Annotated in this window: 14 protein-coding genes; 12 read left to right on the top strand and 2 right to left on the bottom strand. The window is 58.4% G+C overall.

The window, feature by feature from the left end:
- Positions 1-2: 2 nt before the first annotated feature.
- Positions 3-281: a membrane protein insertion efficiency factor YidD gene (gene yidD / locus HOLFODRAFT_RS0206050; protein WP_005036645.1), complete on the top strand. Its 279-nt coding sequence runs from the start codon at positions 3-5 to the stop codon at positions 279-281.
- 57 nt (positions 282-338) lie between these two features.
- A complete protein-coding gene (locus HOLFODRAFT_RS0206055; protein ID WP_005036644.1) occupies positions 339-1,592 on the top strand; it encodes an ATP-binding protein in 1,254 nt (417 codons plus the stop codon).
- A 122-nt stretch (positions 1,593-1,714) separates the two neighbouring features.
- Here HOLFODRAFT_RS0206055 and HOLFODRAFT_RS0206060 read toward each other — a convergent pair whose 3' ends face one another.
- Entirely contained in the window at positions 1,715-2,011 is a 297-nt protein-coding gene (locus HOLFODRAFT_RS0206060; RefSeq protein WP_005036643.1) for a HigA family addiction module antitoxin, read from the bottom strand.
- A gap of 221 nt (positions 2,012-2,232) precedes the next feature.
- Here HOLFODRAFT_RS0206060 and HOLFODRAFT_RS0206065 point away from each other — a divergent pair, with 221 nt between their 5' ends.
- Positions 2,233-2,529 carry a hypothetical protein gene (locus tag HOLFODRAFT_RS0206065; protein WP_005036642.1) on the top strand — a complete coding sequence of 99 codons (297 nt, stop codon included), beginning with the start codon at positions 2,233-2,235 and terminating at the stop codon, positions 2,527-2,529.
- A complete protein-coding gene (locus HOLFODRAFT_RS0206070) occupies positions 2,526-2,945 on the top strand; it encodes a putative toxin-antitoxin system toxin component, PIN family (protein ID WP_005036641.1) in 420 nt (139 codons plus the stop codon). Before HOLFODRAFT_RS0206065 ends, HOLFODRAFT_RS0206070 begins: the two co-directional genes overlap by 4 nt.
- Positions 2,946-3,319: 374 nt before the next feature.
- Here the strand turns inward: HOLFODRAFT_RS0206070 and HOLFODRAFT_RS0206075 are convergent, their stop codons facing one another.
- Positions 3,320-4,537, bottom strand: a complete 1,218-nt coding sequence (locus tag HOLFODRAFT_RS0206075) for a lycopene cyclase family protein (RefSeq protein WP_005036640.1) — start codon at positions 4,535-4,537, stop codon at positions 3,320-3,322.
- Between the two features lie 450 nt (positions 4,538-4,987).
- Here HOLFODRAFT_RS0206075 and HOLFODRAFT_RS19715 point away from each other — a divergent pair, with 450 nt between their 5' ends.
- From HOLFODRAFT_RS19715 to HOLFODRAFT_RS0206105, 8 genes are all read left to right on the top strand, one after another.
- On the top strand, positions 4,988-5,383 hold the full coding sequence (locus HOLFODRAFT_RS19715; RefSeq protein WP_052572490.1) for a HEPN domain-containing protein: 396 nt from the start codon (positions 4,988-4,990) through the stop codon (positions 5,381-5,383).
- A 111-nt stretch (positions 5,384-5,494) separates the two neighbouring features.
- Positions 5,495-7,972: a polysaccharide biosynthesis/export family protein gene (locus tag HOLFODRAFT_RS0206085; RefSeq protein ID WP_084053389.1), complete on the top strand. Its 2,478-nt coding sequence runs from the start codon at positions 5,495-5,497 to the stop codon at positions 7,970-7,972.
- 32 nt (positions 7,973-8,004) lie between these two features.
- Positions 8,005-8,931, top strand: a complete 927-nt coding sequence (locus HOLFODRAFT_RS24390) for a GumC domain-containing protein (RefSeq protein ID WP_005036636.1) — start codon at positions 8,005-8,007, stop codon at positions 8,929-8,931.
- Positions 8,931-9,734, top strand: a complete 804-nt coding sequence (locus tag HOLFODRAFT_RS23850; RefSeq protein ID WP_005036634.1) for a WecB/TagA/CpsF family glycosyltransferase — start codon at positions 8,931-8,933, stop codon at positions 9,732-9,734. Before HOLFODRAFT_RS24390 ends, HOLFODRAFT_RS23850 begins: the two co-directional genes overlap by 1 nt.
- Complete coding sequence (locus HOLFODRAFT_RS25635) at positions 9,731-10,876, top strand: glycosyltransferase (RefSeq protein WP_005036632.1); 1,146 nt, start codon at positions 9,731-9,733, stop codon at positions 10,874-10,876. Before HOLFODRAFT_RS23850 ends, HOLFODRAFT_RS25635 begins: the two co-directional genes overlap by 4 nt.
- 47 nt (positions 10,877-10,923) lie before the next feature.
- Positions 10,924-12,117, top strand: a complete 1,194-nt coding sequence (locus tag HOLFODRAFT_RS23855) for a glycosyltransferase family 4 protein (protein WP_005036630.1) — start codon at positions 10,924-10,926, stop codon at positions 12,115-12,117.
- On the top strand, positions 12,114-13,010 hold the full coding sequence (locus tag HOLFODRAFT_RS0206100) for a glycosyltransferase (RefSeq protein ID WP_005036629.1): 897 nt from the start codon (positions 12,114-12,116) through the stop codon (positions 13,008-13,010). Before HOLFODRAFT_RS23855 ends, HOLFODRAFT_RS0206100 begins: the two co-directional genes overlap by 4 nt.
- Positions 13,011-13,027: 17 nt before the next feature.
- Complete coding sequence (locus HOLFODRAFT_RS0206105) at positions 13,028-14,218, top strand: glycosyltransferase (protein WP_005036628.1); 1,191 nt, start codon at positions 13,028-13,030, stop codon at positions 14,216-14,218.
- The last annotated feature ends 2 nt before the right edge of the window (positions 14,219-14,220 follow it).

The following is a 14,220-nucleotide window of genomic DNA, read 5'->3' on the forward strand; positions in this document are numbered from 1 at the left end:
TCATGAACTGGGCCATCGCCCTCGGAATCTACCTGGTCATCGAGGCCTTCCTCCCCGTGCGCTACCAGCCCAGCGCCTGGATCCTGCGGGGAGCCATCCGGGTCTACCAGTTCACCCTCAGCCCCGCCCTTCCCACCCAGTGCAAGTACCACCCCACCTGCAGCCACTACGGACTGGAGGCCATCCGCAGATACGGCACCCTCCGGGGCGGCATCCTCACCACATGGCGGGTCCTGAGATGCAACCCCTTCAGCAAGGGGGGCGAGGACCCGGTGCCCTGAGGGGCAGGTGGAGCAAATATGCTTGCGATTTGATGATACCAACACCAAATTGCAAGCATGTACACCCCCCGGTTCCTGACCGCCCGCCTGGAGACCCTGGCCCGCAGCTTCCCTGCCGTCGTCGTGTCCGGGGCGCGCCAAGTCGGCAAGAGCACACTCCTCAAGCAGGTCTTCGGGCATCAGGCCGAGATGATCGTCTTCGATCCGGTCCAGGACATCGGAAACGCCAGGCAGGACCCTGATCTCTTCCTGGACAATCATCCCCCGCCGGTGATCCTCGACGAGATCCATTACGTCCCCGAGCTGGTGGCGGCCCTCAAACGCCGTATCGACCTGGACCGACACCCAGGCCAGTATCTCCTGACGGGCTCCCAGCAGTGGCACGTCCTGAGAAGTCTCGCCGAAAGCCTCGCAGGACGGTCAGTCTTCCTGGATCTGGAGGGATTCTGCCTCGGCGAAATGGCCCGGGAGGAGGCTTCGGCGGCCTGGCTGGGCGACTGGCTCCAGGATCCAGAGGGCTTCGTGCAGCGGCGCCGTACCCGCCTGAACCTTCCTCATCCCCCCTTCGAGCTGGTCTGGCGGGGGTCGCTCCCCGAAGCCGTGAGCCTGCCCAGAGAGGCGGTTCCGGACTTCTGGGGCGCCTACTTCAGGACCTACGTGGAACGCGATGTGCGTCTGCTGTCCGAAGTCTCCGACTGGCACACCTTCGGTCGCTTCGTCCGTATCGCCGCCGCCCTTACGGCCCAGGAAATCAACGCCAGCCACGTGGGGCGTGAACTCGGCATCACGCCCCAGACGGCGCGCCGATGGCTGGACCTGCTGGTGGCCACCTTCCAGTGGTACGAGGTCCCAGCCTACTCGGGCAATGCCATCAAGCGGGTCTCGGGCAAGCCCAAGGGCTACCTCAGCGACACGGGCCTCGCCTGCTGGGCCCAGGCCGTTTCATCCCCGGCCGCCCTGGGTGGGCACCCGCTCTGGGGGCACTTCTTCGAGAGCTTTGTGGCCTCCGAGCTCAGGAAGCAGATGGCCATGCTCTCCCCGGCCCCACGGCTGCACCACTGGCGCAGCGCAGGCGGGGCCGAGGTGGATCTGATCCTGGAACGCGACGGGCGCTTCTACCCCATCGAGATCAAGGCCAAGAGACGAGTTTCCCGGGCCGATGCCCGGGGCATCAAGGCCTTCCGAGACGCCTATCCCGATCTCAAGGTGGCACCGGGCCTCGTCATCGCCCCCTGTGAACGGATGGAGCGGATCAGCGACCTGGACTACGCCATGCCCTGGGACCTGGGCAAGGCGATGCCCCGGGGTTGATCAGGCAGACGCCACGCCCAGCCCACACTCCGGATGCCGCAGGCCGAAGAAAGACCCGTGGGGGATGGACAACTCGGAAGGGTTCCTCGCTATTCCTTGTGGGTGATCTTTGGAAGTAGGGCTCAGGAGGCTTGCCCCCACGGATGGATGGCATCCAGCACGGACGCAAGCCGGTCCCTGGCGGTGGCCGCGTCATGGTCGAGTTGGAGGCCAACCCAAAAGGTTTCCGACACCCCAAAGAACCGCGAGAGGCGAAGGCCGGTGTCTACCGTGATCGCTCGCTTCCCCTGGATAATCTCCCCGATACGACGCTGGGGAACATGGATTTCCTTGGCAAGGCGATACTGCGTGATGCCCATGGGTTCCAGGAACTCATGCATCAAGATTTCGCCAGGATGCGGGTAAGGGACTTCGCGCATGATGCCTCTTTTCAGTGGTAGTCCACGAATTGAATGGCCATGCGACATTACTAACGCATGACGTTACTACCGTCAAGGGTCATCACCTCAAGGGGTACCCCTACCTACCCACACAACTTTTCGTAGAGCGTCTTCCTCCCGCACTCCAGATGCCGCAGCACAGGTTCAGAATCCTGGCAGGTGTAGCCAATTTAGCTACACTTGGATAGAGGGGGCGATCCATGCGCCAGGTATCACTACGAGAGTTCCGGACCCGGGGGGCCAAGGCTCTGGAGTCCGTCCCCGCAGGGGAAACCGTTCTGCTGTCCGATCAGCAGGGACCGGCCTATTTCCTGGTCCCGGTGCTCGGCGATATCACCCTGGAAGACCAGGAACTGCGGCGAGCCATGGCGAAAGCGAGCCTGCGGGAAAGCTGGCGCGTGGCGGAGGATTCCGGCCTGGACCGCATGAGTGAGCAGGAGATCGACAAGGAAATCGATCAGGTCCGCGTGGCACGCCGCCGCCGGAAGGCCGGATGAGACTCGTCGTCCTCGACACCAATGTCATTGTCTCCGCTGCCATCAAGCCCGGAAGCATCCCCGCAAAGATCGTCATGGACTGGGCCCTGGATGGACACATACAGGTCGTGACCAGCCCCTGGGTGATCGGGGAGTACCGGGAAGTTGTCCAGCGGGCGAAGTTCCGTCGCTACGGGTTCCCTCCCCAATGGATGGAATACCTGGTAGAGGAAAGCCTTCATCTTCCAGATCCGCCTCCCTGGCCTTATCAGGGCCAGGACCCGAAGGATGCCCCCTTTCTTGCCTTGGCCCATGCATCCGGGGCCTGGCTGGTGACGGGGAACCTCAAGCATTTTCCTGAGATCGCCCGGAAGGGGGTCATCGTGCGATCACCCAGTGACTATCTGGCACACCTCGTGGAGACCGGGAAGCCGTAGGAGACCGCGGATAAATTGGATAAAATTCGGACCTAGACTCCGAATTTTCACCATACGATACCCCATGCTTCGGAAACCCTGGCGGGACGCGTGGAGTTCATCGAGCTCTCGGGCTTTGACTTACCCGATTATCGCCTTTGCTCAGCCGAGAAAGACATGAGCTGGGAATGCAAAGGATGAAAGAGATGAAAAGCCAGAGGAGGCTCGGCGCTCTGGCCAGGTTCAGGAAGGGCAAAGGGGCTATGGCACGTAGGCGCGCCTATGCCCCTTTGCCCTTCCTGAACGCGTGCGGCTTTGCCGCGCGCCCCCGCATAGCGGGGCGGGCCAGATCGCCTTTGTGGACCATCATTGCCCGCCGGATTGCTTTATCCGGTTCATCCCCCCCGCAGCTTCCGCCAGAGCTTGCCCAGGAGGTACCCCGCCCCCGCTGCCCGGAGGGCCCGACCGAAGCGGTAATGGAAGAGCACGTCCATCAGCAAATCCAGATCCTGCTTCTTCAGGAGCCGCACCATGCGGTCGAAGCGGCTGTCATCCTCCTCCAGGTATTTCCGGATGGCCAGGGCCTCGCATTGGTTCCAGGAATGGCGGAAACGCTTCTTCATGGCCCGCTCGTAGCCATGGAAGCCCCGCCCCGGATCCCCCAGCGCCGCCTCGACGAAAGGCAGCGCGATCTCGACCCCCTCCATGGCAAAGCGGATCCCCTCACCCCCCAGCACATTGAGGGTGCTCACCGCATCCCCGATGGCGATCACCGGCCCCGAGGCGTAGGTGTCCCCCAGGCCCCTGGCGTAGCGCAACACCCCGCCGTGGGTATCCAGAACCCGGGCCTCCGCGCGCACTTCCTCCCGGAGCAGCCGCTGAACGAAGGGTTCCAGCCCCGGACGGCCAGCCCCCCGCCCCACCGTGAAGAGCCCGGCCCCCACCTTGAGCCGCCCCTGCCCCATGGGAAAGACCCAGCCGTAGCCCCCGGGAACCCAGCCCCTTCCCAGATAGAAGACCAAACGGTCCCCGAAGCGCCGATAGGTCGCCTCATCGACCTCCACCAGATGCTCCAGCCCCACGCCATACAGGTAGTCCGTGCCGGGCCGCAGGCCAAAGGCCGCCCGCGCAGGCCCCGTGGCATCCACCAGCACCCGCGCCTGGACCTCCTTTATACCGGCACAGGAAGCCAGCCTCACCCGGCACCCGCCCTCCGGCAGGGCGTCCCACCCCACTAGGCGCGTCCCCAGGCGCAGTTCCGCGCCTTGGGCGCAGGCTTCCTGCCCCAGGAAGGCCCGCAGCTCCCCGAAGTCCAGCACCGCCCCCCGGTCCCGATCCCCCTCCCAGTGCCCCCGCTCCGCCGTGGAGACAATATCCAGCCCCCTCCAGCGAGCCTTCACCAGCCCATGGGGCAAGCCCCACCGGTCCAGGGCCTCCAGGGGCAACCCCGCGCTGCTGAAGGGGTTGTGCCGCCAGTCCGGTATGGCGTCCACCAGCAGCACGGAACGCCCACGCCCCGCCAGCAAACGGGCCAGATGCCCCCCGGCGGGTCCGGCACCAGCTATGACGACATCGAACATGCCCGAGAACCTCGCAAAGTCGAACCCCAGCATAACGGCTCCAGGTTCAGTCACGAGAAAGCTCGGATACCGTTTCCAGCGGAGTCGTTTATCACGCTTCACCTCGCCCCTCGCCCTGGCTTCTCATTTCTCCAGATCAGCAAATCGTAGCCGTTCAGTTCGAGAGCCACAGATCGCGCTTTCCCCGGTGAGAAAAGCATGTTGGCCGCGGATAAATTGGATACACGCGGATGAAGGAATACCCGGTTACCGGCTTTGCAAAACTTGACCTCCCCGTTCAAGAAGAAGCAAAAGCTGTTTTCAGCCTGTGATCCACAGGATGCGCACAGCTCAAAGAAATCCACCTGGGCACCTGGGACTGGTTGAGCAAGGGAGAGGGAGGCGGAGGCACGCATGCGTGCCATAGCCTCCCTCTCCCTTGCTCAACGCGGGCGGCTCTGCCGTCCGCCCCCGCGCAGCGGGGCAGGCCCAGGTGCCCCACTCATGGACCATTTCTTTATCCGCGTTTATCCAATTTATCCGCGGCTGATTCTGCTTTTCACCGATCCTCTTCCATCGCGGAGGCCTGAACAACGACAAATCTATCTCGAAGACCTGTGTTTCCAGGCCCAACTGGCTGCAGAAAAAGCATTGAAAGCAGTGTACCGAAGCAAGGACATCAGGTTCGGATACACCCACGATCTTGCAGAACTCATGGACCTTCTGGACGAGCACGACGTAGCCATCCCAGAGCCAGTTGATGCAGCAGTGATTCTCACCCGGTACGCAGTGCAGACTCGATACCCTGGCGTTTACCCCCCGCTGACCGAGGAAGACTGGAATGAGGCCATCAACCTGGCCACTCAGGTCACCCAGTGGGCTTCCTCTCTGATGGGTTAGCCCATCGCCGGTCGACATTTGCCTATCCCCAGCGCTATCTTGGAAAGCAAACCCCAACCTGGGTTCCCACGCCAGCGCCCCCCCAAGGGGCCGCATTTCTTCGAGCTGCGTATGCCCCGCCTCCGTGCAACGATACCCATGATCCTGGTGGCCTCCCTGGGAGCCCAGGATGCCAGCCTCATCAACGAACTGAAGGCCGCCAACCAGGCCAGCAGCACGACCCCGACCATCGCCGATGCCGTCCCCAGGACCGCCACCACCAGCCCCACCCTCGACACCATGCAGTTCCAGCGCGAACAGGCCGAGGAGGACCGCCTCGAACAGGAGATCCGGGAACTCAGGGCCCGGGAGAACGCACCCGCCCGCTTCGCCGCCGACCTCTTCGAGATGCGCCGACGCGGCGCCAGCGGCACCGAAGGAGGCATCGCCGATGACTACGTCCTGGGCGCCGGAGACCGGCTCAACCTCAACGCCTTCGGCAGCGCCACCTTCGACCTCCCCGTCCAGGTGGATGGCCGCGGCCAGGTCGTCATCCCCAAGGTCGGCACCGTCAAGGTGGGCGGCCTCTCCCTGGCCAAGGCCAAGGCCCGGGTCCAGGGACTGGTGCAGAAGAACTTCTCCAATACCGAAGTGGATCTCACCGTCCTCAAGCTGCGGGAAGTGCGCATCTTCGTCATGGGCGAGGTCTACAAACCCGGCAGCTACCTGGCCCCCAGCCTCAGCAGCCTGGTGAACGTCCTGGGCCTGGCCGGGGGCCCCACCGCCGCCGGAAGCTACCGCCAGATCCGGGTCCTGCGGGGCGGCAAGCTCCTCCACGCCCTGGACCTCTACCCCCTGCGGGCCGAAGGCCTGGGCAACATGAACCTGTCCTTCCAGAACGGGGACACCATCTTCGTCCCCATGGCCTACAACCAGATCACCCTGGAAGGCCCCTTCGCCCGGGTCAAGGCCCTGCTACCCCCTCCCCCGCCGCCCGAAGTCGCAACGGACCCGACGCCGGCCAAGTCCCCGGAGGGGAAGACCCCCGAGGCCAAACCCGCCCCCAAAGCGCCCGTGAAGCCGGAAAAGCCCACCAGGCTGCAATTCGAGCTCCTGCCCGGAGAGACCGCCCAGGACGCCCTGCGCTACGCCGGAGGCCTGGGCCCCGAGGCCTATCCCGAGCTGCTGAGCCTGCGCCGACAGGATGCCGAGGGCCTGACCAGCGTCCAGGACATCCCCATCGCCACCCTGTCCAGAACCGAACTGAAGCGGGGCGATGTCCTCTCGGCCTTCCCCCGCCGGGAACGCCTCTCCCAGGCCGTCACCGTCACCGGCTGGGCCCGGGTCAACGGCGCCTTCGGCCGCACCGAGGGGCTGAAGGTGGGCGAACTCCTGAAGCGCGACCGCCAGATCCTTCCCGACACCTACCAAGGCCGGGGCGAGCTCGTGCGCACCCTGGAGGACGGCTCCACCCGCTACCTATCCTTCCATGTGGCCAAGGCCCTGGCGGGAGATCCCGAACACAACCTCCTGCTGGAGGACCGGGATCGGGTGGAACTCTTCAGGGTGCAGAGCCTGCGCCTCCCCAAGAAGGTCACCATCTCCGGCCCCCTCACCCACCCCGGCACCTTCGAGCTCCACGAGGGCATGCGGGTGGCGGACCTGGTCTTCAAGGGGGGCATCCCCCAGAAGGATGCCAACCGCTTCTACGCCGAACTGGCCCGCACCAAGGATGGCAAGGTGAGTGAGGTCCGGCGCCTGGACCTGGGGCAGCTGCTCTCCAGCGAGGAGGCCAGCCCCCTGCGGCTCCAGGACGAGGCCCTCAACCCCAAGCTCCAGGAGGATGACCAGGTCACGGTCTACTCCAAGCCCCAGTTCAAGCTCCACCGCACCGTCCAGATCCTGGGCCAGGTGGCCCGCCCCGGCTACTACGTCCTGGCAAGCGAGCACTTCACCCTTTCCCAGCTCGTGGAGCGCGCCGGGGGCCTCACCCCCCAGGCCATGCCCAAGAGCGGCATCTTCATCCGCCCCCTCAACAGCGACAAGACGACCCTGGAGACCAGCGCCAAGACCCTGGGCTTGGCAGAGGTGCTGGAACGCCTCAACGAGACCAAGCTCTACGTCAACAGCACCACCAGCGCCCTGGGCAAGGTCGGAGAACCCCAGCTCTTCCGCGCCCCGGTGCTCCACGGCCTGGACAGCAGCCAGACGAATCGCCTGGTGGTGAACTTCGAAGGTGCCCTCAAGAAGGAAGCCCAGCACGACGTGGAGCTCCTGGATGGCGACACCGTGGTGATCCCCAAGCAGACCGATTCCGCCATCGTCCTGGGCGAAGCCGCCACCCCCTTCGCCTACTACAAGGTCACCCCCGGCATGTCCGTCTCCGACCTCCTGACCCTAGCTGGCGGCACCACCCGCAACGCCGACACCAGCCAGATCCGCCTCCTCAAGGCCGATGGCCGCATCAAGGACTCCTGGGTAAGCTGGGCCAAAGTCGAACCCGGCGATGCCCTGCTGATACCGCAGAGAGTGCGCAGGGATGTGACCTGGCAGGAGAATATGACGGCGTTGACGCCGTTGGCGATCCTGATTAGTGCCGTGAGACGCTAACAAAACAAAAGCAAAAATACGTGCAGGAACCAATGAAAAGCCAACTAAAATCAGCCATCAAACGCGCTCTTGTTCATGCAATATTTGCATCAGCAATTACCACTGCTGCATCCATGCTTATTTCAAACAATTACACATCGGAGTCATCCCTTATACCCGCATCTAAATCCAATCAGATAACCAATAACCTAGCCATTGCAGCTGCCGAGCTAACAGGCTCAGTAAGCGGCCAGGATGACGAATTGGTCATGTATGAGAATATCCTACGAAGTAGATGGATGGCTGAGCAGATTCTAACAAATCAATATTCCTTTGACCAGCGCTGGGGGTACTGGGGCAAACCAGTCCGGCATCAAGAAACCCTTCTTGATTATCTTGGTCTTAAGAATATAGATCAAGGAGTGGGCGCACTCCGGGGTTTAATGAAAGTCAAGAGAGACCCCAAATTATCCATTATCACCATAACATCCACCACCCATTCTCCTGATCTGTCCGCGGCTATCGTCAAGAAGACAACTGAGTCACTTTCATTCTATCTTAAGAACAAAAATATTTCAGACAAAGCGGTCAAAGCGGAATTTGCCAACCAGAGACTCGAATCAAAAAGAAACGAGTTATTGACCGCAGAATCAAATTTGCGTAATTTTATCGAAAAAAATCACAACTATAACACCAGTAATGACCCATCTATCCGCCTTCAGGGCGCAAGACTAGAAGCAGAACTTAGCTTTGCGAGATCTCTTGTCGTAAATGCAGGGCAAGCCTATGAAGTCAGCCTTCTCGACGCGAGAAGCCAGCTCCAGGAAATCAATATTCTTGACAAGGGGTACACCCCGACCGAGAAGAGTGGCCCCAAACGCTCTCTTTTTGTATTTGCAACTTTCCTACTTGTGTCAACAATAAGCTGGACTTACCAGAACCGGAGATGGCTTGCGGCCAAGTTAATGGGTGTAAATTAATGTTGCATCCACACCCAACCACAACGCTATTACAAATCCCTCTCTGGTTGACCACCAAGGCTGCTCTTCAGCAATCCCTGAGAACCCATTTAGAAACATGCCTTACCCCAATTTCTCTTTACACCCTAAATCCAGAAATCATCATGCTAGGTCAGCGAAACTCGGAATATCTGTCAGTACTACGCCAGGGAAATTGGAACGTGGTGGATGGCGTCGGAGTCGCCCTAGCATTGACATTAAGGAAGAAACCATGCCCTGAGCGCCTTTGTGGGTCGGACCTTGTCCATGTGTTCGCCCGCGCCGCACAGCAGTGTGGACGTCCCATCTTTTTTCTTGGTGGCTCAGAAAAACACCTAGCCCAGGCTATCACCAATCTCAAGGACAGTTATCCCGGTTTAGCAGTATTTGGATTTTCGCCGACTTATCACCCCGGCTTGCCTCTAATTCAACAGTCAGAAATCACTTCATTGTTACAAAAAACCAGACCAGCGGTCGTTGCCGTATGCTTGGGCGCCCCACGTCAGGAAATGTGGATCCACTCCAACATGGACATACTCAAAGCATCCGGGGTCGGGCTTGCAGCCGGCCTGGGTGGGACGATTGATTTTCTGAGCGGAGAGGTGCCTCGTGCACCGCTGTGGGTTCGCAAAGCAGGACTGGAATGGCTATTCCGATTGCTCCGAGAACCCCGCCGCCTGCGGCGCCAATTGACCACGCTCCCCGTATTTCTTGCAATTGTTTTCATGGAATCTCTTAAATTTCGAACAAAGGGTTCCACCCCTAAGAGAGATTATCCAGGATGAATCGCGTAATCATATATGCCCATTATTTGCCCCCAGAGCCATCCGCATGCTCGACCCGCATCGCCAGCCTTGCCCGCCATCTGCTGACAAAGGGATACCGTCCGACCCTCTTGACGTCCCGCCCTCACCACCAAGCTTCCAATGAGTTTGACGTGGTACGCGTGCGTGGGCGGCTTGGACTGCTTCGATGGCTTTGGCGAGAGCAACCTTGTCCAATCATGATAAGCTCACCACCAGCAACACCAGCATCAGAAGTCGCGTTATTGGCTAAACTGCTTGGTTATCAGCTAGTGGTCGACATACGTGATCCGTATGTCGCCGAGGCCCGCAAGCTTGGGGAAATACCTCCAGGCTGGCGCCTATGGATGAAAGAGCGACTGGAGCGAATGCTCCTCTCGTCGACCAGGCGTATCAGCTTTGTTTCAGAGGACCTCCGAGCCGCAATGACCGAACTGCAGGGAACCCCTTTCCCCGAGTCGATCATTGCCCCCAATGGTGTTGATCTGAAAGTTTTCCCAGCCAACGCGAACAAGCGGGTGACCACTCGCCTCAAACTAGGCCTTGGCGATAGTCCAGTCTTCATTTATCAGGGTATTCTTGGCGGCAAAGAACTAGACCAAACATTTTTGGCGCTATTCCCAGTCCTGGATCGACATGATGCTAGGGTAATCGTCGCTGCGGTCAGCAACGAATATTCAATCAACCTACTATCTCAATTCAGAAACATGGTCGCCAAAGCAGGCATGAAGAACCGGTTCTACTGGCTAGAAAACTTAAACAGCGAACAACTCGCCGAGGCTATGTGTGCGGCAGATTTCGGATTAAATCCACTGCCTAAGCACCGAGCTTACTGCCTTCCAGTGAAAACCTTTGAGTACATGGCATGCGGTTTATATAACATATCTATTGCAAGTGAATCTTCGCCGTTGCATAACATTTTTCAAGACCCCAGTTTGGGCATCGTAACAACGAACTGGGAGGCTTTTCAAATTGCAGCGGACTCAGCTGCTGAAAACACGCAGAACCTGAGATCGTTCACAGAATATCGATCTGATGTGGCGCGTAAATATTACAGTCGTCAAATCGCCAATGACAGAATTGAATTTTTGTTACGAGCAGCCACTCTGGCCCACTTCAAATAGCCGATCTGCCCTGCATGACCCGTCCAATTTCAGCCCGGGAGAAGCGAATGCCTAAGCCCATAAAGGTATTGATACTTGCACCCTACCCAAAGGGAGACCGCGGTGGTGCAGAAGTCATGCTTGGGTACATGGAGAAGATCCTGACGGAACTTGGCGGGAGCGTCACAATAAGAACGTGGAATGATAGTGATACATCTGGGCTCCGAGCATGCCTCAGTCAAATGGCCCCTCTTATGGCATCTTTGATTCGAACCAAGGACCTACCTGGATACCCCAAATTCAGTGACTTCGATTTCATCCTTTCTACAGAATTGATGGGTATCGGTGTCCATCATCCGCGGCATCTACACCTGTTCTTGGGTTCCTACGCGGGGTTCCGCTCAAAAGCTGTCCGACCTCGCGGAACCTTGCATCGTTTGATCAACATGGTCCTGATCAGAGTGTCTGCGATCCTGGAGCGAAAAGCAGGAGGGACATTAGGAGCACTTGCCAACAGCGAGAGCCTGAGGGATCAATTGGAGTCCTTTGGTGTTCGAGTCCACCCAGATACCATTATGCCACCCACTGATACGGAGAGATTCACATTTGGCCATCAGGGAGATGCAAGGAGACGCCTTGGACTCCAACTGACGTCAAAACTGGCTCTATTTGCAGGGAGATGGGAATACGCCAAGGGCATGGATCGCATGGAGGCCATTGCCAGTATGCTACCCGCTGGCTGGCAGCTCTTGGTTGCCACACCTAAGCCATTTGGATTTCATAGAGATAACAGGCCAGAAATCCTCTTCAGATTCGACACAGCCCATGCCGACATGCCGGACCTTTATCGATCCGCTGACGTCCTTCTACTCCCATCGCGATTTGAAGGCTACCCCCAAGTGATAAGCGAGGCCCAAGCCTGCGGATGTCCAGTGGTCACCTGCGTGGAAGGTCCGACTCGACTTCTGAAGCAGGCCGGTCCTCCGCTATCACTGGGGGTGGTCAATTCACCAGACGACCCAAGGAATTGGGTCGCGGCAGTGGAAGCAATTTCCCATCCTGATGTCTACCCAACAGTGCGTAATCTCTCCAGAGCATTCGTGGAGAAGACGTCATCCCTGCCAGTGGTCTTAAGGCAATATCACGACCTCCTTTCCAAGCTATGCAGCGATCTCCCATGGCAATACCCCACTAGAGATTTTGGATTGGTGCCAGAATCCGGTAAACCATGCAACAAATTAGATTCGGGAGATTTGGCATGACCTGTCCCACGCTGAGCATCCTGATCCCCTCTCACAATCGCCTTAATGTGATAGAGCGAGTCTGGGCGAGCTGGATGAAACAAGACGGCCTAATTGATGTTGTCCTAGTGAATGACGGCAGCAGTCAAGACTATGCCAAGCTGCACAATTCCATAGGCGAGGCATGCGCGGCCCAAGGCATTCGCTTTCACCTCATCAACCTACCCGCACGAAGGGGCGCACCTGCAGCACGAAACCGAGGCATTCTAGAGTGCCTTGGCGAGGAAATCCTGACAGTAGACGATGACATCATCCTTGCAGACGATCTTGTGCGTACCTGCAGACTTTTCCGCCCTTCCGGCAAATCTGTAGTGACTGGGCCTAAAGTTATCTATTTGAGGGATGGGGAGACGACAACCCAAGCAATAGAAAGAACCAAGCCAGATGCATCTTTGCCATATATGGACATGGGTCGATTGTTGTTGACCCCCTGGGCAGGCGACGGCAAGGCCATTAGAGTGCCTTTTATAACCTCAATCGCCTTGTGGCCGCGAGATTTATTTCAAAAGGGCTTGCGGTACTTCGAAGGCTATGAAGGGAACGGTTTCCGAGAAGAAACGGACCCCCAGGTGCAAGCACAAATGCGATACGAAGCGTCTGTGTATCTGATCCCTGCCAGCTTCTGCTTCCATCTCCCTTTGGCATTGGCCTATGCCGACGGAGGCGGACAAAGACGACATGGAATACTCTGGTATGAGTATTGGGCCATTCGCAACAATGCTGTCTTCTGGATGCGAAACCGCAAATTTCTAGAAGAGCAGTGGAATGTATGTTCTCTGCGCTCTCAGATGAAATTCGTGTGGCATCGGCTTCACGTCCGTCGCCTTATAAATCTATTAAAAAACAATAGTTAACAATTAATAGGATATCAATGTCCGCCAAAGAACGACCGCGTGCCCTTTTCCTTACACCAAGCTATCCCTCTTCCGGAGCAAGCGGAGGACTTGTGGTCACTCAGGAACGGCTCCGGGTGCTGGCCTCTTTTTTTGACCTTACCGTTCTAAGTTTAGAAGGCGAACAACCTGCAACCCCAATCACAGAGGGAAGTCATCTTGCGGCGGGACACCTGAGGCCCAGGAGATTATGGGTTTGGTTATGTTCGTTAGCATACCGTCTTCCGCTTTCTATTTTCCGTAATCACTCGAAAGAACTGCTGGAACTGTCCCGCCAGATGGGTTCTCGCCCCTTTCATCTGATATATGTGGATCACTGGCTAATGATACCCGCTGCATATCACCTTAAGGGCCCATACAGGGTTCTGCATCTGCATAATGCAGAGCATCAACTTCTCGAACGGGCTGCATTGCAGATGAAGGGAATAAAGGCATGGGTCACGCGATGTGAAAGCGTTAGAGCTATGGATTTTCTGCGCCGATGGCTTGCAAGTTTTGACGAAATCCATTTCCTTTCCCAAGATGACCTGAACATCACCCAGCGAGATTGTGGTTACACCTTGCCAGCCAAGGTATTCTTGCCAGCAGTCCAGATTCCTTGTGAACCCGGGCCGCTAAGCAATCGGCAGTCCGCACTCCTCTTTGTGGGGTCCCTATCCTGGCACCCCAATACAGAAGGGCTGACGTGGTTCCTTGCGGAAGTCTGGCCATGGCTACAGGGGCTTCGCCTGGATGTCGTCGGCAATGGGGCCCCTGCGTCCTTGCTGGCCCAGGCAGGAAAACACGCGGAGGTATACATGAAAGGCTTCATCGAGGATCTTGATGCCTACTACCAGTCTGCCAGGGTTTTCATAGCACCACTGCTCTCGGGCTCAGGAGTAAAGATCAAGGTGATCCATGCTTTAGCCCATGGTCTACCCATCGTGACCACTTCCATTGGAGCCGAGGGGCTTCCCGAACTAGATAAGACCGGCCTGCTGGTTGCGGATACACCCACCGAGTTTGCTCAGTTTGTGGACATCCTTGTGAGGGATGACGAGGTTTGGCAGCGATGCAGTGAGCTGGGCAAAAGTTACGCAAGCAAATATCTAACGGGTAATTCTTTTGCGGACTGGGCATCCGAGGCTGCTATGACGCTTACATCAGCACCCCATTCTTGCTCATACTAATA

This window comes from Holophaga foetida DSM 6591 (genome assembly GCF_000242615.2).
GTDB classification, from domain to species: domain Bacteria; phylum Acidobacteriota; class Holophagae; order Holophagales; family Holophagaceae; genus Holophaga; species Holophaga foetida.